This is a genomic window from Nitratidesulfovibrio sp. HK-II, from assembly GCF_003402415.2.
GTDB lineage: Bacteria > Desulfobacterota > Desulfovibrionia > Desulfovibrionales > Desulfovibrionaceae > Cupidesulfovibrio.
The window spans coordinates 2,156,364-2,180,158 of record NZ_AP036014.1; the positions used below are offsets into that span (position 1 = coordinate 2,156,364).

Genomic DNA, 23,795 nt, shown 5'->3' on the forward strand with positions numbered 1-23,795 from the left:
CCGTCACCCCGCCGGGCGCGGCCATGCGCCGCCGCCGGACCTTCCGGCATGCCGACACCCCCGAGGAGCAGCACGTCCATGAGCGACTACAAGAAGACCCTGCATCTGCCCGACACCAAATTTCCCATGAAGGCCAACCTCACCCAGCGCGAGCCGGAAATGCTCAAGTTCTGGGAAGGCATCGACGCCTACGCCGCCATGGCGCAGGCCTCCGGCCAGAAGGGGACGTACGTCCTGCACGACGGCCCCCCTTACGCCAACGGGCACATTCACCTCGGGACCGCGCTGAACAAGATCCTGAAGGACATGGTGGTCAAGTCGCGCAACATGCAGGGCTACTCCGCCCGCTACGTGCCCGGCTGGGACTGTCACGGCCTGCCCATCGAACACAAGGTGGAACAGGAACTGGGCGAGAAGAAGAAGGAACTGCCCGCCCACGTGGTGCGCAAGCGCTGCCGCCAGTATGCGGAAAAGTACCTGGACATCCAGCGCAAGGAATTCAAGCGCCTCGGCGTGCTTGGCGCGTGGGACAAGCCCTACATGACCATGGACCCGGCCTACGAGTCGGCCACCGCGCGCGAGCTCGGCAACTTTGTGGCCGCGGGCAACGTGGTGCGCAGCAAGAAGCCCATCTACTGGTGCTGCTCGTGCCAGACCGCCCTGGCCGAGGCCGAGGTGGAATACTACGACCACACCTCGCCCTCCATCTTCGTGCGCTTTCCGCTGCGCGACGCCAGGGTGGCCGACGTATTGAACGTGGACCCGGCCAGCGCCTACATCGTCATCTGGACCACCACCCCCTGGACCCTGCCCGACAACATGGCCGTGGCCGTGCACCCCGACCATGACTACGCCCTGGTCCGCCACGAAGGCGCGCACTACGTGCTGGCCGCCGCGCTGGTGGAAAGCAGCGCCAAGACCTTCGGCTGGGAAGGGTACGAAGTGGTGGCCACCGTGCCGGGCGCCAAGCTGGAAGGCCTTGCCGCCACGCACCCCTTCTACGACCGCCCCTCGCCGGTGGTGCTGGCCGACTACGTGGTGCTCGATTCCGGTACCGGCTGCGTGCACACCGCGCCCGGCCATGGCCGCGAGGACTACGAGACCGGCCTGCGCTACGGGCTGGAAATCCTTTCGCCGCTGAACGATGAAGGCCGCTTCCTCGATTCCGTGCCCTTCTTCGCCGGGCTGACCGTGTTCGAGGCCAACCCCAAGGTCATCGAAAAGCTGCGCGAGGTGGGCAACCTGCTGGCCGAACGCAAGCTCTCGCACAGCTACCCGCACTGCTGGCGCTGCAAGAAGCCGGTCATCTTCCGGGCCACCACCCAGTGGTTCATCGCCATGGAGAAGAACGACCTGCGCGCCCGCGCGCTGTCGGCCATCCGCAACGACGTGCGCTGGATTCCCGCCTGGGGCGAGGAACGCATCCACAACATGATCGAATTCCGGCCCGACTGGTGCATCTCGCGCCAGCGCACCTGGGGCGTGCCCATCATCGCCCTGCTCTGCGAGGGCTGCGGCGAGGCGTGGAACGACGCCGCCTGGATGCGCGACATAGCGGACCGGTTCGCCAAGCACCCCACCGGCTGCGACTACTGGTACGAAACGCCGCTGGAAGACATCGTGCCCGCCGGTCTCGCCTGCCCGCACTGCGGCGGCAACCACTGGAAGAAGGAAACCGACATCCTGGACGTGTGGTTCGATTCCGGCACCAGCTTCTCCGCCGTGCTGGAACAGCGCGGCGACACCGCGTTCCCGGCGGACCTGTACCTGGAAGGCTCCGACCAGCATCGCGGCTGGTTCCACAGCTCCCTGCTGGCCTCCATCGGCACGCGCGGCGTGCCGCCCTACCGCGCCGTGCTCACCCACGGCTACGTGGTGGACGGCGAAGGCCGCAAGATGTCCAAGTCCATCGGCAACGTCATCGCCCCGCAGGAGATCATCGACAAGTACGGCGCGGAAATCCTGCGCCTGTGGGTGGCCTCCGTCGATTACCGCGAGGACATCCGCATCTCGGATGAAATCCTCAGCCGCCTGGTGGACGCCTACCGCCGCATCCGCAACACCTGCCGCTACCTGCTGGGCAACATCGACGACCTGACGCCCGAAGAGATCGTGCCGTTCTCGGTCATGGACCCGCTGGACCGCTACGCGCTGGACATCGTCACCGACGCCCACGCCCGCATCCAGGAGGCGTATTCCGAATTCGAGTTCCACAAGGTGTTCCACACCCTGCACAACCTGTGCGTGACCGACCTCAGCGCCTTCTACCTCGACGTGCTGAAGGACCGCCTGTACGCCTCGGCCAAGGACAGCCCGGAACGCCGCTCGGCCCAGACGGCCCTGCTGCACATCCTGCTGGTGCTGGTGCGCGACATGGCCCCCATGCTCAGCTTCACGGCGGAAGAAGTGTTCCGGCACATCCCCGAGGCGCTGCGCCCGGCCGCGCCCACGGTGTTCGCCCTGCGCGGGTCCGACACGCCGCTGTACAACGTCAGCTCCGACGAGAGCGAACGGTGGGAGGCGGTGCTGGCCGTGCGGTCCGAGGTGACCAAGGCCATCGAGCCGCTGCGCAAGGCGGGCACGGTGGGGCATTCGCTGGACACCCACGTGACCCTGTACGCCGATGACAAGCTGGCCGCCCTGCTGCGCGCCACCGGCACCGACCTGCGCGCGGTGTTCATCGTCTCCAGACTGAACATCGCCCCGCTGGAGGACGCGCCGCAAGACGCCTTCGCCTCCGAAGAGGTCAAGGGCCTGCGCATCGGCGTGGCCAAGGCCCCCGGCGCAAAGTGCGAGCGCTGCTGGGTCTACCACGAGGACCTGGGCGCCGACCCCAACTTCCCCGGCGCGTGCGCCCGCTGCACCACGGTGCTGCGCAACGGTTAGGACATCACGGAAAACAGCATCAAGGCCCCCGCCCGACGCCGCACGGCAGCGCGCCGGGCGGGGGAAACGCCGCCCCATCCATCAAGAGGCCCCATGCGCCCCAGATTCGTCATGGTCTTCTCCATCGCCGCGGCCGTCATCGGCCTCGACCAGCTCACCAAGCTGTGGGCGGTGACGGCCATACCGGAACACCATTCGGTGCCGGTCATCGCCGGGCTGTTCGACCTCGTCAACGTGCGCAACCGGGGAGCGGCCTTCGGCTTTCTGAACCGCTCCGACATCGAGTGGCAGTTCTGGCTGTTCCTGGTGGCCACTGTGCTGGCGGTGTGGGCCATTGTCTCGCTTACCCGCGCCGCGCAGGAAGACAAGGTGCTGTTCACCGGCTTCGGCTGCATTCTCGGCGGGGCGCTTGGCAACCTCATCGACCGGGTGCGCTTTCGCGCGGTGATCGACTTTCTGGACTTCTACGTGGGCGACTGGCACTGGCCCGCCTTCAACGTGGCGGACATCGCCATCTGCGTGGGCGCGTTCCTGGCCTTCATCGCCATGTACCGCCAGCCCGCGCCCCGCAACACCACGCCCAGGTCCCGCTAGGAGGCCCGCATGAACACGGCCCTGCTCATCCCGTTGCTTGCCATTCCCATCTTGCCCAACCTGTGGTGCATCTGGCATTCTTACACCCACGAATTCGAGCGCCCCGCCGAAAAGGCCCTGTGGATGGCGGCCGGGATATTCCTGCCCGTGCTCGGCGGCCTTGGCTATCTCGTGTTCGGCCAGCGGCGCGCCCGCAAGGCGTGACGCCGCGCCCCGGCCAGACGGGCTCCGGCCAGACGGGCTTCGTCGCCCACCTGCCGGAGCATCGAAACCCATCGCCAAGCAAAGTGAACCGAAAGGCGGACCAAAAAGCCATGAAGACCCGCATCGTTTCCCGTCGTTTCCTTCCCGTCTGCTCCCTGGCCGCCCTGGTCGCCCTTTCGGGCTGCGTGCGCCAGGAAGACGTGGACGCCCTGAACGCGCGCGTCATGCGCCAGGACCAGCAGATCCAGACGTTGAACTCGCAACTTTCCGGCGTGCAGCCCGCGCAGGCGGACACCTGGTCGCAGGTGCAGTCCACCCGGCAGGAAATCGCCACCCTGCGGGGCCAGATCGACGACATGCAGATGCGCCTGAACGCCACCGGCGACCAGAGCCGCGACCTGCCCCAGATGCGCGACCAGTTGAACCGCCACGACATCGCCCTGCGGCAGATGGCCTCGCAGTTGGCCATCGACATCGACAGCGTGCTCGCCGCCCCCGCCCCCGCAGGGGCAGCCAGCGGCGCGGCCCCGTCCACCGGCATGACCCACGCGGGCGACCCCAATGCCCCGGTCCTGCTCGTAAACCCCGGCAAGGAGAACGGCTTTGTCGTCGCGCCATCCAGCCAGCCCACCGGGCCGGTCACGGTGCCGCCGGCGCAAAGCGGCACCATGGCCGTGACCAGCGCGGAACCCGCCAAGGCGGCTCCCGCTCCCGCCGCCAAGCCTGCCGCCGCAGCGGTGGATACGGCCCAGGCGCTGTACGACCAGGGCATGACGGCGTTCAACGAACGGCGCTACAAGGATTCCGTGAAGGCGTTCACCGACTTCACCACCACTTTCGGGGACCACAGGCTGACCAGCAACGCGTGGTTCTGGCAGGGTGAGGCCAACTTCCAGCAGCAGGATTTCGCCCGTTCGGCTCTGGCATACGAACAGGTCATCTCCAAGTATCCCAAGAGCCCCAAGTACGCCTCGGCGCTGCTCAAGCAGGGCATCTGCTTCTACAAGCTCGGCAAGAAGGACGCCGGCAAGGTGCGCCTGGAAGAGCTGATCAAGAAGCTGCCCGATTCGCCCGAAGCGCAACGCGCCAAGAAATTCCTGAGCGAGAACAAATAATCCGAGTACCCGGTGCTCCGGCCCGGAAACACCATGAGCGAACAGCAGACCAAGGTCTACCGCAAGAACATCCACCTCACGTTCCCGCCCGAAATCTCGGGCAAGCCCATCGTGAGCGACCTCGTGCGCAGGTACGACCTTACCGTCAACATCCTGAAGGCCCAGATCACCCCTCGCAAGGAAGGCTACCTTACCCTGGAGATATCCGGGGTCGAGGACAACTGCCTGAAGGGCATCGCCTACCTGCGCGAGCAGGACGTGACCGTCACCGACGTCTCGCAGCGCATCTCGCGCGACGAGGAAAGCTGCATGCATTGCGGCATGTGCACCGCCATCTGTCCCACCTCGGCCCTGGCCATGGATATTGAAAAGCGCCTGGTGATGTTCGACAAGGAGCGCTGCACGGCCTGCGGCCTGTGTACGCGCGTGTGCCCCGTTGGGGCCATGAACGTGGAAGTGGAGAACGGCGGCCTGTAGGGCCTGTAGCGCCGCACCACTCCTGCACCATCGCACTCCGGGCGGGGCGCATGCGGAACTGCCGCACGCGCCCCGCCTTTGCGTTGCCCTTCCCGCACGCCCCCCTGCACCGGGCGCGCCGTGCACGGGCATCCGGCCACGGCGCGCCCGGTGGTGGCGTGTTCGGTCAGTCGCCCTGTCAAGGGTGCGGAATCCCAGACGCAACGTTTTCCGCTTTTCCGTCGGCCGACTATCTGCTAGCTTCACCAATGCGGACTTCCGGCCCGCGTCCGCTGCCCACGGACGCACGGCACGGGATTGCTTCCGCGCAGCCGCCGCCCGGCGGACACATCACCAGCAGGAGCGCATCATGGTCACGCAGGAAGAACTGCTCGAAAACGTGATGGAGCGCGTGACGAACAACCTCGTCACCAACATCCGCGACGTGCTTTCCGCCACCATCGAGCGGGAAATCACCACCAATCTCACCCGCGCCCTGGTGGAAAGCGAGTTCTACCGCCGCATCAGCGACGACATGCGCGGGGGGCTGCAGACCATCTACCGCGAAATTTCCACCGCCGCGAAGCCGGGCGCGCCTGAAGCCGACCCGGCCGGAACCCCGGTTGAACGCGAAGCCGCGGACCGCCTGTTCAACGAAGCGTCGCACCAACTCGACGAAGTGCTTACCACCACGCAGGAAGCCACCGAAACGATCATGGACGTGGTGGAAGTGCAGATCGAACGCCAGAAAGAGGCGGCCGTGCTGCTGGAAGCCATCCGCGCCGGGGCGGGCGTGGAACGCGCGCTGGACCGCATGGTGCAGATCAACGCGGCACTGGGCGAGGGGCTGGTGGAAATCCTGACCACCCTCGGTTTCCAGGATCTGACCGGTCAGCGCATCAAGAAGATCATCGAGGCCCTGCGCACCATCGAAAGCACGGTGGTGGAACTGTACCTGTCCACCGGCCTGCTGATCCGCGCGCGCGAGGAAGCCCCGGAAAAGGACATTTCGCAGATCGAGGCGGAAACCCGCCAGGTGGTGTCCGAACTGAAGGGGCCGCAGCGCGGCACCTCGCAGGATAACGTGGACGACCTGCTCGCCCAACTCGGGCTGTAGGCTTTCGGGCCTCACGACACGGGGGGCATCTTCGCCCCTTGCCAGCGGCGTCTGGCTGCCTACTTTCTGGTTCTGCGCGCGTGCCTGGGCGCATCCCGCTTCCGCGCGCCAGACCGGAAACCCGCAACAGACGCACGGCAACGCCGCCCGCGCCTTCCATACGGAGATGCCCCATGTCCGACACCACCTCCGCCTCCGCCAACACCCCGCTGGTGATCATCGGCTCCGGCCCGGCCGGGCTTTCCGCCGCCATCTACACCGCCCGCGCGGGCATTCCCACGCTGGTGCTGGGCAGCGCCCCCAAGGTGGCGGGCGACTACGACATCGACAACTATTTCGGCTTCGACGAAACCATCTCCGGGCGCGACCTCATCGAGCGCGGCCGCAGGCAGGCTGAGCGCTTCGGCGCGCGGTTGCTCGAAGAACGCGTGCTGGCCGTGCACCATGGCGACGCGGGCGGCTTCCACGTCAAGACCGACAAAGGCGAATACGACGCCTGCGCCGTGGTGCTGGCCACCGGCGTGGCCCGTGTGCGCCCCGGTATCGACAACCTGGGCGACTTTGAGGGCAAGGGCGTGTCCTACTGCGTGAGCTGCGACGGATTCTTCCATCGCGGCAAGCAGGTGCTGGTGCTGGGCGAGGGCATCTTCGCCGCCAACCAGGCCCTGGAGCTGACCCAGTACACCCCCCACGTGTCCATCTGCACGCAGGGCAAGGCCCCGGTGCTCAACTCCGGCTTCGAGCAGCGCCTGGCCGATGCGGGCATCGCCATCGACACGCGCAAGATTTCGCGCCTCGCCGGAAACAACGGCCTTGAGCGCGTGGTATTCGCCGACGGAACGGAACAGCCCGTGGACGGCCTGTTCGTGGCCATGGGCGAGGCGTCGTCCCTCGACTTCGCCTACTCGCTGGGCGTGGAGCGCAAGGGCGTGTTCCTGATGGCCGACGACGAGCAATGCACCAACATCCCCGGCGTGTTCGCGGCCGGAGACTGCACCGGCGGCTTTCTGCAGATCGGCGTGGCCGTGGGCGAAGGGGCCAAGGCGGCCCGCGCGGCCATCGCCTACGCCAAGGAACAGTGCGGGGTGAAGAAGGCCGGGTAACCCCTGTAAAAAAGCCGTCAGGCATCCGCCGCCGGGGCGCTCTTGACAGCCGCAACACCTCGGCGTATCAGAGTCGGCTCACCGGGCAGCATTCCGGGCGTCGGACAAAGCGCCGGGCCGGTCCGGTCCCTTCGTGGGCCTATAGCTCAATTGGCAGAGCCTCCGGCTCATAACCGGCTTGTTGCGTGTTCGAGTCACGCTAGGCCCACCAACTTTCATGGGCTGGCGCAAGCGCGCCGCCCCGGCACCGGGCAACTGCCAAGGCCCCCTGCCGCGCAACAGAGCAACGGGACAGGAACGCGGACATTGGAGCAGCACCAATTCCGGAACCACGCCTTGCCGCTTCGAGGGTGCTTGCGCCGCGTCCATCCGGCGAAGCACCCTCTTTGTTTGGGGTTTATGCATGAAACGCTCTGAAATAATTAGCGTTATCGAAAAAACGGCACTTCCAGCCTCGGCCGCCCAGTGGGACAGGTCGGGCATGCAGGTGGCCGGGCAGGACGTAAAGGCCCACGGGCTTGCCGTCTGCCTCGACCCCACCCCCGCCGCCGTCGCAGCCGCCCTGGACCTTGGCGCGGACGTCATCCTCTCCCATCACCCGCTCGCTCTTTCGCCTCGCCCGCTCGACGCCCTGGACGACCATCACGCCGTGGCCTCCGCCCTGCTGGCGCGCGGGGCGTGGCTGTACGCCGCGCACACCTCGCTTGACGCCAACCCCGCTGGCCCCGTGGGCTGGCTGGCCCGCGAGCTGGAACTTTCCGACGCCACGGTGCTGGAACCCACGCTGCGCCAGGAACGGCTGACCCGCTGCATCGTTTCCGGTGGCGCGCCCGACCCGCGCTGGGCCGACATCGAAGGCGTGCTGGCCTGCCGGATGCTGGGCGCAACCGCCGTGCTCACCTGCGAAGCCGCCGCATGGCCCGCCATCCGCGCGGCCATCGTGTCCGCCGCTCCGTCGGGTGCCGTGCCCGCCTTCCTGCCCGCCGAGCCGGAGTTGCCGCCGCGCGTCTTCGGCTTTGGCCTGGTGGGCGGCCTGCCCGCGCCGCTCGAATTTTCCGCCTTCGCCGCAAGGCTGCACGCCCTTGCCGGGCGCGCCCACTGCCACGTCAGCGGCCCCGTTCCGCCCGTGGTGCGGCGGGTGGGCTACTGCACCGGTTCCGGCAGTTCGCTGGCCGATGCCGCATTCGCCCTTGGCGCCGACGTGTTCGTTACCGGCGACGTGAAGTACCACACCGCGCTGGAAGCCCATGGCTGCCTGCTCGACGTGGGGCACTTCGCCCTTGAAGAGGAAATGATGCGCCGTTTCGCAGACAACCTGCGCACCGCGCTGCCCGGCCTGCCCGTGCATTTCCTGCCATCCAGCGATCCACTGCGGCTGCACCTGTCCGCCACGCCCACGGGCGCGGGCGGCGGCCGCGTTCCGGAACATCCGGCCTAACCCGCATTTCAGGAGGATATGACGTTGAGCCTCTATCTCAAGCAGATCGAACAGCTTGTCGCCCTGCAGAAGGTGGACGACCACATCTACGGCATCAAGGCGGAACTGAAGAACGCGCCGCAGGAAGTGGAAGGGCTGCAACAGCGCTTCGACTCCATCGAGGAACAGCGCAACCGCCTCCTCGACAAGCTTACCCACCTGAAGGACCAGGAAAAGCGCCTCGGCACCGAGATCGAGGACGATTCCCTGCGCATCAAGAAGAGCAAGTCCAAGCTCATGCTCGTGGGTAACACCAAGGAATACCACGCCATGATGCGCGAAATGGACAACATGGAAAAGATGAACCGCTCGCGCGAGGAAGAAAAGCTGGCTCTGGCAGAGGAACTGCAGCGCCAGACCGAAGCCATGACCGAGATGGACGAACGCTACACCACCCTGAAGGCCGACCTGGAAGCCAAGAAGGCCAGCCTTGACGCGCGGCTGGCCGAAGCGGGCGCGGGCCTCGCCGACCTGGAGGCGCAGCGCAAGGCCGCGGGCAAGGAAGTGCCCCCGCCCGTGCTGAGCCGTTACGAATTCATCCGCCAGCGGCTGGAAAACCCGGTCATCGTGCCCGTGGACAAGGGCGTGTGCTCCGGCTGCCACATCTCCATCCCGCCGCAGAGCTACATCGAACTGCAGAAGGGCACCCAGATCCTCAGCTGCCCCAACTGCCAGCGCCTCATCTACTGGAGCGAGCATTTCTGCGTGGAAACGCCCGGCGGCGAATAGCCCCGGCCCACGCACGCACTTTCGGGAGCCGGACGGGCTGTCGCCGCGGGCCGCAAGGCCCGGGGAGGAAAGTCCGGGCTCCGCAGGGCAGGACGCTGGGTAACCCCCAGGACGAGCGATCGTCGGACAGGGCCACAGAAAGCAGACCGCCCGGCAGGTTCGCCTGCCGGGTAAGGGTGAAACGGTGGGGTAAGAGCCCACCAGCTGGCGCGGTGACGCGCCAGGCTCGGTAACCCCCGTCCGGAGCAAGACCAAATAGGGAAGCGTTCGAGGCCTGCCCGGCCGATGCTTCCGGGTCGGTTGCTTGAGGGCGCCGGTAACGGCGCTCCTAGAGGAATGACAGCCGCCCGCAAGGGCACAGAACCCGGCTTACAGTCCGACTCCCGAACGTTGATCGAAAGGTAACGGGGGGAGGGAGGAACCCCCTTTTGAAAAAGGGGGTTCCTCCCTCCCCCCGGCCCCCTCCCTCCTCCCCCCAAACTTTTCCATTGGGGGGTTCTTTTTGGCGCAGATAGAGCGCGAAGGGACGGTGAACACAAAAGCCTCTGCCTCGTCCCTCTACCCCCAGTTAAAAAGTTTGCGGGATGGGGGGTACGGGGGGAAGGGGGCTTTTCAAAGCCCCCTTCCCCCCGTATCTTTTTTTGCCTTAAATATTCTTCCTAAAGGATTGTACATGCACGCATGGGCCATTGTTCTCGCGGCGGGCAGCGGCACCCGGCTGGCGGCGGCCGGGCTGACCACGGCCAAGCAGTTCATCGAACACCGGGGCGCGCCGCTGTACTGGCGCTCGGCGCGCACGTTCGCGTCGGTGGCTCGGGTACGTGGGCTGGTGTTCGTGTTTCCGCAAGACAGGCTGGAGGCCGAGCGCGAACGCCTGGCCACGCTGGACGCCGGGCGCGCCCTGGGCGTGCCGTGGCGGGCGGTGGCGGGCGGCGCGCTGCGGCAGGATTCCGTGGCCGCGGGGCTTTCGGCCCTGCCGCACGAGTGCGACGTGGTGCTGGTGCACGATGCGGCCCGTCCATTCGCCACGGCGGCACTGTCCAACGCGGTGCTCGACGCCCTGGCGGCGGGCGCGCCGGGGGTGGTGCCGGGCATCGCCGTGACGGACACCATCAAGCAGACACAGAACGGCGTGGTCACCCACACCCCGGACCGATCCGGGCTGGTGGCCGTGCAGACCCCACAGGGGTTCGCGCTGGCCGCGCTGCGCGATGCCCATGACCGTGCCCGCGCCGAGGGCTGGACCGTCACCGACGACGCCGCGCTGCTGGAACGCTGCGGCCTGCCCGTGCGCGTGGTGGCCGGAGAGCCCGCCAACGCCAAGATCACCACGCCAGAGGACCTCGCCATGCTGGACGATGCCGACACCGCCCGCGCCCCGTGGGATGCCCGCAAGGGGCAGACACGCCTGGTCCCCTGCACCGGCTGGGGCTACGACGTGCATCGCTACGTGCAGAAGGAAGAGACCGGACGTTCCGGTCAAGTCGGCCGTCCCATGAAACTGGGCGGCGTGCCCATTCCTGGCGGGCCGGAAGTGGTGGCCCATTCCGATGGCGACGTGCTGCTGCACGCCCTCACCGATGCCCTGCTGGGGTGCATCGGCGGCGGCGACATCGGCCAGCACTTCCCGGACACGGACGCCGCGCTGGACAACGCCAACTCCGCAGTGCTGCTGGACGAGGTGCTGCGCCTGACCCGGGCTGCCGGGCTGGAAATCACCAACGTGGACCTCACCGTCATCGCGCAGGTGCCCAAACTGGCCCCGTGGCGCGAGCAGATTCGCCGCAACGTCTGCCGTCTGCTTGCGCTGGACGCCATGGCCGTGAACGTGAAGGCCACCACAGAGGAAAAGCTGGGCTTCACCGGCGAGAAAAAGGGGCTGAAGGCCGTGGCCACGGTGACCGGGCTGCGCCCAGTTCACCCAGTTCACCCCGTTTGCCCCGACCGGCCAGCCCGATCAGACCGACCAGACCGGCCAGACCGGCCCGCCAATCCCACGGACGACGCGCCCCCTGCCGGTGTCGACGAGGCGGACAACGCCTGAGCAACGGCCCCTCTCGGCCATGCGCAAGGGGATCGCCCGAAACGGCCCCCCGGCCCGGCACAGTCCCCCCCCCGCGCGTCCCGTAGCGGCTCCGAACCGGCCGCGCATGCGCGGCGCATGTGCCCTGCCCGAGTGTCCGTGCCCGCCGCCGCAGGGCTTGCGCGCCATCGGGCCGCATAGTACAAGCCTTAAGGTTTGCCTTCCATCCCCTTGAACACACGAACAATACGGGCCTGCGCCAGCGCCCGTGCGCCGCACATGCCTTGCCGGGCAACGCGGAGCGCGCGGGATGACGCGGCGGTCACGGTCCGACGACACGTATGACCGAACCCAACATCACCGCCGACTTTCCCTGGCTGGCCAGCTACGACGCAGGCGTTCCCGCCAACATCAGCTACGAAACCTATCCGCTGTTCACCCTGCTGGACAGGGCGGCGGAACGCACCCCCCGCCGCACGGCCATCGCCTTCCGCAACTATCGCCTCAGTTACGCCAAGCTGCGCCAGCAGGCCGAAATCATGGCCGCCAACCTGCGCGCCCAGGGCGTGCGGCGCGGCGACAAGGTGTCGATCATGCTGCCCAACCTGCCGCAGACGGTCATCGCCTTCTGGGCGGTGCTGAAGGCGGGCGGCGTGGTGGTGATGACCAACCCGCTGTACATGGAAAAGGAACTGGTCCACCAGATCCACGATTCCGGCGCGCGGTTCATGATCGCCCTCGACCTGGTGTGGCCCAAGATCGAGCCGCTGCGCGACAAGCTGGGCATCGACAAGTATTTCCTCACCCGCATCGGCGACGGGCTGTCCTTCCCGCTGAACCTGCTGTACGCCTTCAAGGCCAAGCGCGAAGGCACCTGGCGCGAACTGCCCTTCGACGGCAGGCACGTGCTGCCGTGGAAAAGCCTGCTCAAGGGCAAGGCCCGCCACTCCACCACCACGTGCAACCCCACCGAAGACCTGGCCGTGCTGCAGTACACCGGCGGCACCACCGGCATTTCCAAGGGGGTCATGCTCACGCACCACAACATGTCGGTGAACGTGCAGCAGATCATCGCCATCCTTGGCGACGCCTGCGACATGGACCACTGCTTCCTGGGGCTGATGCCCTATTTCCATGTCTACGGGCTGACCACCTGCCTCACCCTGCCCACGTCACTGGCGGCCACCATCGTGCCCTTCCCGCGCTACGTCCCGCGCGACGTGCTGGTGGGCATCCAGAAGCACAAGCCCACCATCTTCCCCGGCGCGCCCTCCATCTACATTTCGCTGATGCAGCAGAAGGAGGTGGGCGACTACGACCTGACATCCATCCGCTACTGCATCTCCGGCTCCGCGCCCATGCCGGTGGAACACATCCGCCGGTTCAAGGAACTTACCGGCGCGCAGGTCATCGAGGGCTTCGGCCTGACCGAGGCCTCGCCGGTCACCCACCTGAACCCCATCAATGGGGTGAGCAAGCCCGGCTCCATCGGCGTGCCCTTTCCGGACACCGAGGCGCGCATCGTGGACATGGAGGTGGGCCTGGTGCCGCTGCCCGCGGGCAAGGTGGGCGAACTGATCATCCGGGGGCCGCAGGTCATGAAGGGCTACTGGAACCGCCCGGACGAAACCGCCAACACCCTGCGCAACGGCTGGCTGTACACCGGTGACATCGCCACCATGGACGAGGACGGCTACTTCAGCATCGTGGACCGCAAGAAGGACATGTTCCTGGTGGGCGGCTACAACGTCTACCCGCGCGAGATCGACGAGGTGCTGCACGAGCACCCCAAGGTCAAGGAGGCGGTGACCGTGGGCGTACCCCACCCCACGCGCGGCGAGATGATCAAGGCCTTCGTGGTGGTGAAGCCCGGAGAAAAGCTGAGCAAGGCCGAGGTGGTGGCCCACTGCCGCGAAAAGCTGGCCAGCTACAAGGTGCCCAAGCAGGTGGAATTCCGCGATGACCTGCCCAAGACCGTGGTGGGCAAGGTGCTGCGCCGCATCCTGCGCGCCGAGGAAGAGGAAAAGCTGAAGGCGGAACTGGCCGCATCTTCAGCCACTGCCGCCGCATCCGACGAGGACGGGGCGCAGTAGGCCCCGCCCGGCGCGCACGGCGAAAGGAACGGCCATGCAACTGCTGCTGCAACGGGCGCGCCGGGGTTCGGTGACGGTGGACGGCCGGACGGTGGCCGTCATCGGCCCCGGGCTGGTGGTGCTGGCGGGCTTTGGCCCGCGCGACGCCGCCACCCTGCCCGGCGAACCCCGCTGGGCGGGCATGATCGACAAGCTGCTGGACCTGCGCGTGTTCCCCGACGACGCGGGCAAGATGAACGTGGGCCTGCGCGACTGGGCCGTGCCGCCGGACATGCGGGCCGGGGACGATGCTGGCCCGGCCTTCGGCGAACTGCTGCTGGTGCCGCAGTTCACCCTGTACGCCGACTGCCGCAAGGGGCGCCGCCCGTCGTTTTCCGCCGCCGCGCCGCCCGCCGTGGCCGCGCGGCTGTTCGACCAACTGACCGCCGACATTGACGCACGCCTGCCGGGGCGGGTACGCTGTGGCATCTTCGCGGCCGACATGGACGTGGCCCTCGTCAACTGGGGGCCGGTGACCATCCGGCTGTGCGATGACGACCTTTTCCCGGAGCGGCGACCACCCCATGGCGGCGGATGACATCACCCTTCTCATCGCCGCGCCCTCCCCGCTGACGCGCGAGACGCTGCGCCGCCTGTCGGGAACGGGGCGCACCGTGCTGCGCGCCGCCACCCTGGCCGAAGCGCTGGCGCTGCACGCCGCGCGCCGCCCCCACGTGGTCATCATCGACGCCGACCTGCAGAACCCCGCCGGTCCTGGCGGTCCTGGCGGTTCTGGCGGTCCTGGCGGTCCTGACGGACCTGGCAGCGCGCATCCCGCGACCCGTCCGGCAGAGCCCTCGTTGACATCCCCGCCCCCGCCGCCTCCCTACGATGCAGTTCCGCCGCCCGTCATCCGCCAGCCCGGGCACCGGGCCGACAGGGGCCCCGTGCTGGACCTGGTGCGCGCCATCCGCGCCGAACGCGGCGACGAGGACGTGTTCCTCATCGTGCTGACGGAACCGGAGGACCACGACCTGCGGAACGAAGCGCTGGCCCTGGGGGCCAACGACGCCCTGCGCCTGCCGCTGGAACCTCCGGAACTGGATGCCCGCGTGGCCGTGGGCGCGCGGCAGGCCCGCATGGCCCGCCGCCTGCGCTCCTATTCCGACCGCCTGAGCCGCGAAATGGCCCGGGTGGCCGAGTTGCAAATGCGCCTTCTGCCGTCCTCGTCGCCCTACCTGCCCGGCCTGCACGTGGAAAGCCTGTACCGACCCTCCGGCGACGCCAGCGGCGACTATTTCGACTACTTCCTGCTGCCGCAGCGCACCGGGAACGGCACCAGCGGGTCAAACGGGCCGGTGCTGCGCGTGGTCATCGCCGACGTTTCGGGCCACGGGGCGCGCGCCGCGTTCCTGATGAGCATCGTGCGCACCTTGGTGCGCGCCCAGAACGACGGCGCGGCGGCCCGCCAGGCCGACGGCATGCCCCCCCAGCCGCTCACCGAGACCGTACACCGCATCAACCGCCACTTGGTGGACATCATCGGGGGCGAGCCGGACTTCGTCACCCTGTTCGCGGGCGACATCGACTTTTCCACGGGCACGCTGGAATACGTCAACGCCGGGCACTGTCCGGCCCTGCTGCGCGACGGCGCGGGCGGCGTGGACCGCCTGCCCTCCAACGCCCCGCTGCTGGGTTTTTTCAGCGCCGATTTCACGGCCGAACGCCGACCCTTTCCGCCCGGAAGCCAGCTTTTGCTGTTCACCGACGGGCTGCACGACTGGACGGTGCATGGCGGGGCGCGCCTTGGCCCCGAAAGGTTCCTGGCACTGACGGAGCCCTGCCTGCGCGCGGGCAGGGACGTGCTGGCCGCCATGGAGGCCGCCCTGCACGACGCGGCGGGCGGCGCCCCGCCCCCCTTCCGCGACGACGTGACCGCCCTGTGGATACGCCGCGAAGGCCCCGTCGCCGGAAAACCCGCCAAACCGGATTAGCACGACCGGACTGGCACGACGCACAGGCACGACCGCCAACGCCGCGCCCACGCACCACCGCTCACGGAACCGCGCCATGCACAGCTACGAATTCACCACCACCGCGCAGCGCGAAACATACCGCCCCTTCGTGCGCGGCGTGGCGGCCACCATGGCCGCCTATCTGGCCAGCCCCACGCTGGTGCATCCGCTGGAACTGGTCACCGCCGAGGCGTGCGCCAACGTGGTGCGCCACGCCTACCCCGAAGGCCAGACCGGCCCCTTGCGGGTACGCCTGACGGTGACCCCGCGCGTGGGCATTGAGCTAGCGGTCACGGACTGGGGCCGGGGCTGCGCGGTCTGCCCCCTGCCGCCCGGCGGGCTTGCCGGACCCGGACTGCCGGACGTGCCCGAAGGGGCCACGTCCGGGCGGGGCTTGCGCATCATCGCCTGCCTGTGCGATGCCGTGACGGGTGAAACCGGCCCGGACGGCAACACCCTGCATCTGCAATTGGCCATCCCGGAGGAACAATGGCGCACCTCGAACTTGACGATCACGGAAACATCCTTGTCGCGGCGCTGACGGGCGAACTGACCCTGGCCAACGCCACCGAGGTCCGCACCGAACTGGAGCGGCTGTTCGGCCGCAAGGGCTTATCCGACGTGGTGCTGGACCTTGGCGCCGTGTCGTTCATGGACAGTTCCGGCCTCGGCACGCTGGTGGCCGCAAGCACCAAGGCGCGGTCCATGGGCCGCCGCCTGCTGCTGTACCGGCCCACCCCGGAAGCGGTGCACACCATGGAAACCGCGCAACTCACCGGGTTCTTTCCCATCCTCGACGACGAGGAGGACCTGCTGGCGCTCTTGCCCGATTAGGGCCAACAGCCACGCAGACGCAAACCGGCAAGAACACGGCCATCCTTCGCCCGCAGTCCGGACAAGCGGCACGCACGCGCGGCGCCGCAGGCACAGCCCACGGGAGAGCGCCACATGCCTTACTACCTGCGCCACCATTTCGAGCCAGACTTCGACTACATGCACCTGAAGCCCAAGGCGGACGATGCCGGCAACATCGACCGCTACAACCTCGGCTACGTCCAGAACGTGGTGAAGGGGCAGGTGCTGGCGGAACTGCTGCCGCTCGAAGAGGCCACCGCCAGCGCGGTCGGCCCCCTGGACCCGCGTTACGTCTACGACATCCCCCCGAAGGAGCTGCCCTGCGGCCCCAACTGCGAGGTGGACCCCGCCTCGCCCAACCGGGTGGTGGCCGACGCCAACGGGTACGTGTTCTACCACGACGGGCTGATCACGGTGAAGAAGATGCTCAACGTGCGGCGCGACGTGGATTTTCACACCGGCAACATCTTCTTCGTGGGCGACCTTGCCGCCCATGCGGACGTGAAGCCGGGCTTCGAAATCCAGGCCGACAACATCCTCATCAAGGGCATCGTGGAGGGCGCTGTGGTGCGCGCCCGTGGGGCCATTGCCTGCGAAAGCGGCATCAAGGGCGGCAAGGGCTGCCTGCTCGACGCGGGCGACACCTTGCGGGTGCCCTTTGCCGAAAACGCGGAACTGCGCTCGCACGGCAACATGTACATCGAGCGCTTCGCCCTGCACTGCCGCGTCTACGCGGGCGCGAACCTCGTCGTGAAGGACCGCGTGCAGGGCGGCACCGTGCACGGCGCGGGCGTGGTGTACATCGAAAATCAGTTGGGCGGCGCGCAGGGCACCCCCACCAAGGTCAACCTGGGCTACGACCCCTTCAAGTTCCGCAAGATCACCCGGCTGGAGGATAACATCCGCGACCTGCGCCAGCGCATCGTCCACTACGAGGCCGTGGCCGCCGACACCCCGGCGGGCAAGGAAGAGCCGGTGCGCCGGCTGGAGGCCGCGCTGAAGAAGATGGACCGCCTGCTGCGCCAGCGCGCCGCGCTGTGGGAAGACCTGAAGCGCGGCGGCCCCATCGCAGAGCGCTGCCGCCTGGTGGTGCCCGGGCGCATCATGCCGGGCGTGGAGATTTCCATCGAGGAGTCGTGGATGGAAGTGCGCGAGGAACTGCGCGACGTGCGCATCGTGCTGCGCGACGGCGAACTGGCCGTCGAATCGCCCGCCCTGCCGCCCGCGTCGCGCTGACGGCAGCCCGTGCCCTTGCCTCCTCCCGCCATCCATACCCCAACCGGGCTTCGCCCCGCGCAAAGGCATTTCACGGACCATGCCGCCAGTTGACGAAACACCACGCGAGGCCGCATCGCGCCCGAGACTTGAAGTCCGAGCGCTGCCGTCGCCCGGCGCCGCTGGCCCGGCGGATTCCGGCCACAGGCCCGTCGCCGACGTCGAAGTCACCGTGGACGGCCGCACCCTGACCATGCTTGGTCCCGGCGGCCTCGCGCGCGAACTGGCCCTGCTGGCCCCGTATGAAAAGCTGCGGGCGGAAGCGGCGACAACCCCCATTTCTCCAGCACCCCCAAGCCTGCCCGTTCCGCACGCTCCGCCCACTCCCTTAGTCCTGCCCGTTCTTCTGGGCGCGGGAGCTGGCGCGGCCCTGGGCCGCCTGATGGAGATGCACGACGGCCCCGTGGCCGTGGTGGACCGCACCCCGGAAATCCTTGCTGCCACGGCCTTGCGCGAGCGCCATGCCGACGCCACCGCCGCCGGGCGCATCCTATGGGTGACCGAAGACGACCCGGACGACGCCCTGCGCACCCTCACCCGCTGGCAATACGAGAACGGCGGGCTGCCGCTGCTGCCCCTGCCGCACCCCTTCTACCTGCGGCTGGACCGCGCTCACTACGCCCGCCTGCGGGACGTGCTGTCCGCAAGCGCACGGTTCAACTTCTGGGAGCGCGCCGCCTACCCCAAGTTCGCGGACCCCGCCGCCCTGCCGCGCGTGCTGCTGATCACCAGCCAGTACTTCCTGATGGGCGAGATCGTCACCGCCTGCCAGCGCCTGGGCGTGCCGCACCACCTGCTCACCCTGGACGACGACGAGGTGGGCCGCGCCGAATTCGTGGAAAAGCTGCTGCGCGCCGTGGTGGAGTTCCGGCCCGACTTCGCCTTCACCATCAACCACCTGGGAGTAGACCGCGAAGGCGTGCTGACCGACCTGCTGGAAAAGCTTCGCCTGCCGCTGGCCTCGTGGTTCGTGGACAACCCGCATCTGATACTCTACCTGTACCGGCGCATCGTCAGCCCGTGGACGGCCATCTTCACCTGGGACGCGGACAACCTGCCCTCGCTGCGCGACCTGGGCTTCGAGCACGTGGCCTATCTGCCCCTGGGCACCGACCCGGTGCGCTTCGCCCCACCCAGGGGCGCGCCGCCCGCCAACCATCCGTGGCGGGCGCGGGTGTCCTTCGTGGGCAATTCCATGGTCTACAAGGTGGCCCACCGCATGAAGGCGGGCAAACTGCCCGCCGCGCTGCTGCGCTCGTACCGCGAGGTGGCGGCGGGGTTCGGCGCGCACGGCGAACGCTCCGTGGGGGCCTACCTGCGGGCGCACCAGCCGGAACTGGCCGACGTGTACGACGGGCTGGGGGGGATGGACGGGATGGACGACGCCGAGCGCCGCCTGTCCTACGAGACCATGCTGACCTGGGAGGCCACCCGCCAGTACCGGGCCGCCTGCGTGGCGCGCACCCTGCCCTTCGCCCCGCTCATCGTGGGCGACACCGGCTGGCGCAAGGTGTTCCGCGCCGCGCCCCCCGGCTGGCGGCTGCACCCGGAAATCAACTATTACACCGAACTGCCCGCGTTCTATCCGCTGTCCGACATCAACTTCAACTGCACCAGCAAGCAGATGAAGGGCGCGGTGAACCAGCGGGTGTTCGACGTGCCCGCCACCGGCTCGTTCGTGCTCACCGACTGGCGCGACCAGATCGAAAACCTGTTCGAGCCGGGCCGCGAGGTGGTCTGCTACGGCGAGCCGGAAGAAGCGGACGATCTGCTGCGCCGCTACCTGGAGCATCCGCAGGACCGCGCCCGCGTGGTGGCCGCCGCGCACAGGCGCATTCTTGCCGAACATACCTACGAGCACCGGCTGCGCGCGCTGCTGGACCACATGCGCCGCATATTCGGCCCGCCGCGCGCCAGGTAGCCGTCCACGCCATGCCCGTCGCCCCCATCCCCCCGCCGTCCGCCGCCGCGCCGGACAACGCCCCCATCCTGGTGTTGCAGATGCAGCGCATGGGCGACCTGGTGCTGACCTTTCCGCTGCTGGCGTGGCTGCGGGCCGAACACCCGCGCCGCCCGCTGTGGGTGGTGGGCGAGGAGAAATTCTTCAAGGGGCTCATGCCCATCGGGCCGGAGTCCGTCTTCTTTCCGTACGGCGCGGCAGACCGGCTGCGCCAGAACCGCTACCACCTGGTGATCAACCTCAGCCACCGGCCGGAAGCGGCGGCGCTGGCGGGGCAACTGCGCGCCGACGCCCATTTCGGCCCGCGCCTGGTGCCCGGAGGGGCAGGTGGAGGGAGCGGACGGGAGGCCAGCACCACCTACGTGCATGGCCGCTGGCAACTGTACCGCACCTCGCTGGTGCACAACAACCGGCACAACCAGTTCCACTGGGCCGACCTGAACGCGCTGGACTGCGTGCCCCACGCCCGCCTGCGCTCCACGGATTGGCCGTGGCCGCTGTCCGAAGGACGCGACCCGCTGCGCGTGGGGCTGTTCCTGGGGGCCAGCGAGCCGGAAAAACGCCCACATGCCCCATTCTGGGCCGCGCTGGCCCGCGACCTGTTGCGGCGCGGGTTGAAGCCGGTGCTGCTGGGCGGCCCGGCAGAGGCCGCGCTGGGGGCCGACGTGGCCCACCGCGCCAGCACCCCGGCCCTGAACCTGTGCGGACGCTTCACCCTGCCGGAGCTGGTGGCCTTCACCCGCACCCTGCGCCTGCTGGTCACCCCCGACACCGGCCCCATGCACGTGGCCGCCTGGACCCAGACCCCCACGCTCAACCTGTCCATGGGCCCGGTGAACGCCTGGGAGACCGCGCCCTTTTCTCCCGGCCACCACGTGCTGCGCGCCACCATCAGTTGCGTGGGCTGCTGGCGGTGCATCCAGCCCTCGGTGCTGTGCCGCGACAGGTTCGACCCCGCGCGGGTGGCCTCGCTGGCGCATGCGCTGCTGCGCGAGCAGGACGCCGCCCACGCGGATGGCGAAAATGCCCCCGGCGCGCCCTCCTCGCGCCTGGCCCGATTGCGCCTGCCGGGGCTGGAACTGCTGCACACGGGGCGCGACGCGCTGGGCCTGTTCGATCTCGTGCCCCTGGCCGCACCGGCCTCAGGCCCCGCCGCCTCACCCCGCCGCCTGTTCGGCCTGTTCTGGAAGGCCTTCTGGGCGTGGCGGTTCGACCTGCACGGGGAAGCCGCCGCCCGCCGGGCCTGGGCCGACCTGGCGGCCGCATCGCCGCAGTTGGCCGAAACCCTGCGCCGCGCCCTGTCCGGCCTGGGCCGCGACCTGGCCCGCGCCCTGCGCGGGCACGCCCTAGGCAGACAGACCGTTTTGCCGCCCGACTTCTGGCAGTCGCACCCGCCCATGCTGCGCCCCCTTACCGGGTACCTGCACATGTCCGTGCAGAACGCCGACGCAGCCCCCGCCGCCTGGGCCGAGGCCCTTGCCCTGGTGGAGGCCCTGGCCGCCCTCACGGCCTGACGCTCCGCCCTTCCTCCCGCCCGTCACGGCATTTTCCACCGCGCGGAGCGACCACCGCACCGCGCGACATGCTGGCGTGCCCGTCCCATGTCGGCCCCATGTCGGTCCCATGCCGACCGCGCGCCACCTGCAACCGCGCGACGTGCCCCCGCCCCCTTCCCACCCGCTGCCCCGGCTTCCGGCATCCTGCCCCCTGCGTGCCCCTTTCGGCGGGCGAAGCATCCCACCGTGCCCGCTCTCCACTCCGCCGCCACCCGTCAACCATCAAGAATGGTCAAGATTTGCAAACAGCATTACCCCGCCGCCCCCCGCAGGCACGGCACGCATTGCCGGGCACGCCTGCCTTACGGCTCGCAACCAACTGGAATCACATAACGTAAAGTTTTGGAACGGTCCTTGTAATTCAATGGCTGCAAGGAGCCCCGGCATGCACATTTTTCCCTTCCTTACCGAGACCGAAAAGGCGCCGTCCGACGTGACGCGGCGCTCCAAGGTCACTGCAAGCACCCTCGACTTCGCTTCCGTGCTCGCGGAAAAGGCGAGCCCGCGCTCCCTGTTCGGAGCAGGGTCCGGAGCGGGCGGCACCGCCCTCCGCACGGCGGCCGCCAGCGCCGCCACGGAAGCCAAGGGCAAGGTGCGCAGGGGCGAGGATGGCGGCGTGCTGACCGCGCCGGGGCAGATCAGCCTTTCCTACCAGGACGTCATTTCGCTGCGGAACCAGCTGGAAAAGAGCGGCGTCTCGCCCGACCGGCTGGAGCGCCTCACCCAGATGGCTTCCACCCCCGGCACCTACTCGCTCGGCCAGGTCATCTCGGCCCTGCGCAAGGACGGCCCCTACGCCAATCTGGACGCGGACGGCACGGCCACCACCGCCCTGAACGGCAATCAGCGTCTGGACGCCAAGCAGTTCCTGCAGAAGCTCGGCATGCAGCCCGAAGAAGCGGACGGCATGCTCGCCCAGATGGACGCGGGCAACACCGACGCCGTGTGGAAGGCCGTCAGCGCCAAGCTGACCGAGAAGACCGACGGCGACGTCATCGACGTCAACGCCTCGGAACTGGAGGCCATGGCCAAGGGACTCAAGCTGTCGCCCGAAGTGCTGGCCGCCATGCAGAAGCTGTTCGGCGGGCAGACGGAAATTTCCACCACCGCCGCCGGGCTGAAGGCCGTACTGGTGCCCGCCGGGCAGGAAATGGCCGCGCGCGAGCAGGCAGACCGCAACCTGGCCTCGGCGCTGGGCAGCGCTCTCGACCCGGTGTTGCAGGCGGCCAAGAAATCCGCCGACCGCATCAAGCAGTCGGACCGTCGCGGCGACCGCGCCGCCCAGCGCAGCGAGGTGCTGATTCGCGAAGCCGCCACCGGCAAGGCCAACGGCACCGGCGTGGCCCCGGCGCTTGACGCGGAACGCCGCGACGAAGGCTCCGCCAACGCGGGCAAGGTCCGGCAGTCCGGCCTGATGCGCACTGGCGGCACTTCGCACGAGCATACCGGCCCGCTGGCCGATCCCCGCTCCGCCCAAACCGCTCACGACACCCAGGCCGGGCAGAACGCGGCAGCCTTGCAGCAGAACCTTTCCGCCAGCAACACCCCGCAGGCTGGAAAGCAGGTTCAGGCGAATCAGGCGAATCAGGGCACGGCGGCCGCGCAAGCCTTCGGACTCGACAAGCAGAGCGGACAGGCAGGCCAGTCCGGCCAGTCCGGCCAGTCGGGCGACGGCAAGGGCTCCGCCTGGCAGGACCAGCACGGCCGTTCCTCTTCGAGCGCCGCCAGCGACCCGTGGGCGGAACTGCTGCGCAAGATCGACGTCAGCCCCTCCTTCAGCGGAGCGGCGCAGAGCATGGCTGCGGACGCCTCGGCCAGCGCGGCCAATGCGGCAAGCGCGGCACAACGCCAAGGCCAGGCACTGACCCCCTATCTTTCCGAACAGGCGGCGGCCCAGCTTGAGCGGGGCATCCTTACCTCCATGCAGGACGGCACCCGCCAGCTGACCATGCGGCTCGACCCCGGTGAACTGGGCAACGTGACGGTGACGCTCTCCGTGCGCAACGGCGAGGTAAACGCCACCATCCGCCCCGACCGCACCGAGACGGCCCAGGCCATCAACGACCAGTTGCACGTGCTGCGCACCGCCCTGGAGCAGCAGGGGCTGAAGGTGGACCGGCTGGAAGTGCAAACCCAGTTGCAGGACAACTCCTTCTCCCAGGCCTGGCAGGACGCCGCCCAGCACAACGCCGGGCAGGAACAGCAGGCCCGCAGCGCCGAGCGCGAGCGCTTCCGCCGTCTGCGCCGCATGCGCGAAGGCGACGACGACACCGGCCAGCCTACGGCAGACGCCTCCGGCATCACCGGCGAACGTCCGGCAACTCTTGCCGCCTCCGGGCTCGACATCATCGCATAGGA

Annotated in this window: 19 protein-coding genes, 1 tRNA gene and 1 other RNA gene; all 21 read left to right on the forward strand. The window is 68.5% G+C overall.

The genetic code is table 11. From position 1 onward, the window contains the following. Nucleotides 1–78: 78 nt before the first annotated feature. The 21 genes from ileS to RVX_RS08855 all read left to right on the forward strand — a co-directional run bounded on the left by ileS (nucleotide 79) and on the right by RVX_RS08855 (nucleotide 23,793). A complete protein-coding gene (gene ileS / locus RVX_RS08755; RefSeq protein ID WP_116305562.1) occupies nucleotides 79–2,886 on the forward strand; it encodes an isoleucine--tRNA ligase in 2,808 nt (935 codons plus the stop codon). A 93-nt stretch (nucleotides 2,887–2,979) separates the two neighbouring features. Next, nucleotides 2,980–3,480, forward strand: coding sequence for a signal peptidase II (gene lspA, locus RVX_RS08760; protein WP_043607968.1), 501 nt, complete (start codon nucleotides 2,980–2,982; stop codon nucleotides 3,478–3,480). 9 nt (nucleotides 3,481–3,489) lie between these two features. Continuing rightward, the gene (locus tag RVX_RS08765) at nucleotides 3,490–3,684 is read left to right on the forward strand and encodes a PLD nuclease N-terminal domain-containing protein (protein ID WP_007521480.1); all 195 of its coding nucleotides are present in this window, start codon (nucleotides 3,490–3,492) and stop codon (nucleotides 3,682–3,684) included. 110 nt (nucleotides 3,685–3,794) lie between these two features. Continuing rightward, nucleotides 3,795–4,799, forward strand: a complete 1,005-nt coding sequence (ybgF, locus tag RVX_RS08770) for a tol-pal system protein YbgF (RefSeq protein WP_116305563.1) — start codon at nucleotides 3,795–3,797, stop codon at nucleotides 4,797–4,799. A gap of 33 nt (nucleotides 4,800–4,832) precedes the next feature. After that, nucleotides 4,833–5,276, forward strand: coding sequence for an NIL domain-containing protein (locus RVX_RS08775; protein WP_116305564.1), 444 nt, complete (start codon nucleotides 4,833–4,835; stop codon nucleotides 5,274–5,276). A 349-nt stretch (nucleotides 5,277–5,625) separates the two neighbouring features. Beyond that, nucleotides 5,626–6,372, forward strand: a complete 747-nt coding sequence (locus RVX_RS08780) for a protein phosphatase CheZ (RefSeq protein WP_116305565.1) — start codon at nucleotides 5,626–5,628, stop codon at nucleotides 6,370–6,372. Nucleotides 6,373–6,545: 173 nt separating this feature from the next. Beyond that, entirely contained in the window at nucleotides 6,546–7,475 is a 930-nt protein-coding gene (locus tag RVX_RS08785) for an NAD(P)/FAD-dependent oxidoreductase (RefSeq protein WP_116305566.1), read from the forward strand. A gap of 135 nt (nucleotides 7,476–7,610) precedes the next feature. Further along, a tRNA-Ile gene (locus tag RVX_RS08790) sits at nucleotides 7,611–7,686 on the forward strand. Nucleotides 7,687–7,878: 192 nt separating this feature from the next. Then, entirely contained in the window at nucleotides 7,879–8,913 is a 1,035-nt protein-coding gene (locus RVX_RS08795) for a Nif3-like dinuclear metal center hexameric protein (protein ID WP_116305567.1), read from the forward strand. Nucleotides 8,914–8,931: 18 nt separating this feature from the next. After that, nucleotides 8,932–9,681: a zinc ribbon domain-containing protein gene (locus RVX_RS08800; RefSeq protein WP_007521469.1), complete on the forward strand. Its 750-nt coding sequence runs from the start codon at nucleotides 8,932–8,934 to the stop codon at nucleotides 9,679–9,681. A gap of 24 nt (nucleotides 9,682–9,705) precedes the next feature. Beyond that, nucleotides 9,706–10,069: RNase P RNA component class A (gene rnpB / locus RVX_RS08805), an RNA gene on the forward strand. A 285-nt stretch (nucleotides 10,070–10,354) separates the two neighbouring features. Further along, nucleotides 10,355–11,725 (forward strand): 2-C-methyl-D-erythritol 4-phosphate cytidylyltransferase, encoded by a 1,371-nt coding sequence (gene ispD / locus RVX_RS08810; protein ID WP_116305568.1) that lies wholly within the window; start codon nucleotides 10,355–10,357, stop codon nucleotides 11,723–11,725. A 320-nt stretch (nucleotides 11,726–12,045) separates the two neighbouring features. Next, nucleotides 12,046–13,797 carry a long-chain-fatty-acid--CoA ligase gene (locus RVX_RS08815; RefSeq protein ID WP_116305569.1) on the forward strand — a complete coding sequence of 584 codons (1,752 nt, stop codon included), beginning with the start codon at nucleotides 12,046–12,048 and terminating at the stop codon, nucleotides 13,795–13,797. 34 nt (nucleotides 13,798–13,831) lie between these two features. Further along, complete coding sequence (locus RVX_RS08820) at nucleotides 13,832–14,374, forward strand: D-aminoacyl-tRNA deacylase (protein WP_116305570.1); 543 nt, start codon at nucleotides 13,832–13,834, stop codon at nucleotides 14,372–14,374. Then, entirely contained in the window at nucleotides 14,328–15,770 is a 1,443-nt protein-coding gene (locus RVX_RS08825) for a PP2C family protein-serine/threonine phosphatase (RefSeq protein ID WP_230404498.1), read from the forward strand. Before RVX_RS08820 ends, RVX_RS08825 begins: the two co-directional genes overlap by 47 nt. A 76-nt stretch (nucleotides 15,771–15,846) precedes the next feature. Then, a complete protein-coding gene (locus RVX_RS08830; protein WP_116305572.1) occupies nucleotides 15,847–16,332 on the forward strand; it encodes an ATP-binding protein in 486 nt (161 codons plus the stop codon). Continuing rightward, nucleotides 16,281–16,625, forward strand: a complete 345-nt coding sequence (locus tag RVX_RS08835) for an STAS domain-containing protein (protein WP_116305573.1) — start codon at nucleotides 16,281–16,283, stop codon at nucleotides 16,623–16,625. The genes RVX_RS08830 and RVX_RS08835 overlap by 52 nt, the downstream gene beginning before the upstream one ends. A gap of 114 nt (nucleotides 16,626–16,739) precedes the next feature. Continuing rightward, entirely contained in the window at nucleotides 16,740–17,882 is a 1,143-nt protein-coding gene (locus RVX_RS08840; RefSeq protein WP_116305574.1) for a FapA family protein, read from the forward strand. 79 nt (nucleotides 17,883–17,961) lie between these two features. Next, nucleotides 17,962–19,842 carry a CgeB family protein gene (locus RVX_RS08845; protein WP_116305575.1) on the forward strand — a complete coding sequence of 627 codons (1,881 nt, stop codon included), beginning with the start codon at nucleotides 17,962–17,964 and terminating at the stop codon, nucleotides 19,840–19,842. A gap of 11 nt (nucleotides 19,843–19,853) precedes the next feature. Next, nucleotides 19,854–21,395 (forward strand): glycosyltransferase family 9 protein, encoded by a 1,542-nt coding sequence (locus RVX_RS08850; protein WP_116305576.1) that lies wholly within the window; start codon nucleotides 19,854–19,856, stop codon nucleotides 21,393–21,395. Nucleotides 21,396–21,822: 427 nt separating this feature from the next. Then, the gene (locus RVX_RS08855; protein WP_116305577.1) at nucleotides 21,823–23,793 is read left to right on the forward strand and encodes a flagellar hook-length control protein FliK; all 1,971 of its coding nucleotides are present in this window, start codon (nucleotides 21,823–21,825) and stop codon (nucleotides 23,791–23,793) included. The last annotated feature ends 2 nt before the right edge of the window (nucleotides 23,794–23,795 follow it).

Coding starts and splice junctions, on each gene's coding strand:
- ileS (WP_116305562.1), top strand. CDS start 79: ATGAGCGACTACAAGAAGACCCTGCATCTGCCCGACACCAAATTTCCC.
- lspA (WP_043607968.1), top strand. CDS start 2,980: ATGCGCCCCAGATTCGTCATGGTCTTCTCCATCGCCGCGGCCGTCATC.
- RVX_RS08765 (WP_007521480.1), top strand. CDS start 3,490: ATGAACACGGCCCTGCTCATCCCGTTGCTTGCCATTCCCATCTTGCCC.
- ybgF (WP_116305563.1), top strand. CDS start 3,795: ATGAAGACCCGCATCGTTTCCCGTCGTTTCCTTCCCGTCTGCTCCCTG.
- RVX_RS08775 (WP_116305564.1), top strand. CDS start 4,833: ATGAGCGAACAGCAGACCAAGGTCTACCGCAAGAACATCCACCTCACG.
- RVX_RS08780 (WP_116305565.1), top strand. CDS start 5,626: ATGGTCACGCAGGAAGAACTGCTCGAAAACGTGATGGAGCGCGTGACG.
- RVX_RS08785 (WP_116305566.1), top strand. CDS start 6,546: ATGTCCGACACCACCTCCGCCTCCGCCAACACCCCGCTGGTGATCATC.
- RVX_RS08795 (WP_116305567.1), top strand. CDS start 7,879: ATGAAACGCTCTGAAATAATTAGCGTTATCGAAAAAACGGCACTTCCA.
- RVX_RS08800 (WP_007521469.1), top strand. CDS start 8,932: ATGACGTTGAGCCTCTATCTCAAGCAGATCGAACAGCTTGTCGCCCTG.
- ispD (WP_116305568.1), top strand. CDS start 10,355: ATGCACGCATGGGCCATTGTTCTCGCGGCGGGCAGCGGCACCCGGCTG.
- RVX_RS08815 (WP_116305569.1), top strand. CDS start 12,046: ATGACCGAACCCAACATCACCGCCGACTTTCCCTGGCTGGCCAGCTAC.
- RVX_RS08820 (WP_116305570.1), top strand. CDS start 13,832: ATGCAACTGCTGCTGCAACGGGCGCGCCGGGGTTCGGTGACGGTGGAC.
- RVX_RS08825 (WP_230404498.1), top strand. CDS start 14,328: ATGACGACCTTTTCCCGGAGCGGCGACCACCCCATGGCGGCGGATGAC.
- RVX_RS08830 (WP_116305572.1), top strand. CDS start 15,847: ATGCACAGCTACGAATTCACCACCACCGCGCAGCGCGAAACATACCGC.
- RVX_RS08835 (WP_116305573.1), top strand. CDS start 16,281: ATGGCGCACCTCGAACTTGACGATCACGGAAACATCCTTGTCGCGGCG.
- RVX_RS08840 (WP_116305574.1), top strand. CDS start 16,740: ATGCCTTACTACCTGCGCCACCATTTCGAGCCAGACTTCGACTACATG.
- RVX_RS08845 (WP_116305575.1), top strand. CDS start 17,962: ATGCCGCCAGTTGACGAAACACCACGCGAGGCCGCATCGCGCCCGAGA.
- RVX_RS08850 (WP_116305576.1), top strand. CDS start 19,854: ATGCCCGTCGCCCCCATCCCCCCGCCGTCCGCCGCCGCGCCGGACAAC.
- RVX_RS08855 (WP_116305577.1), top strand. CDS start 21,823: ATGCACATTTTTCCCTTCCTTACCGAGACCGAAAAGGCGCCGTCCGAC.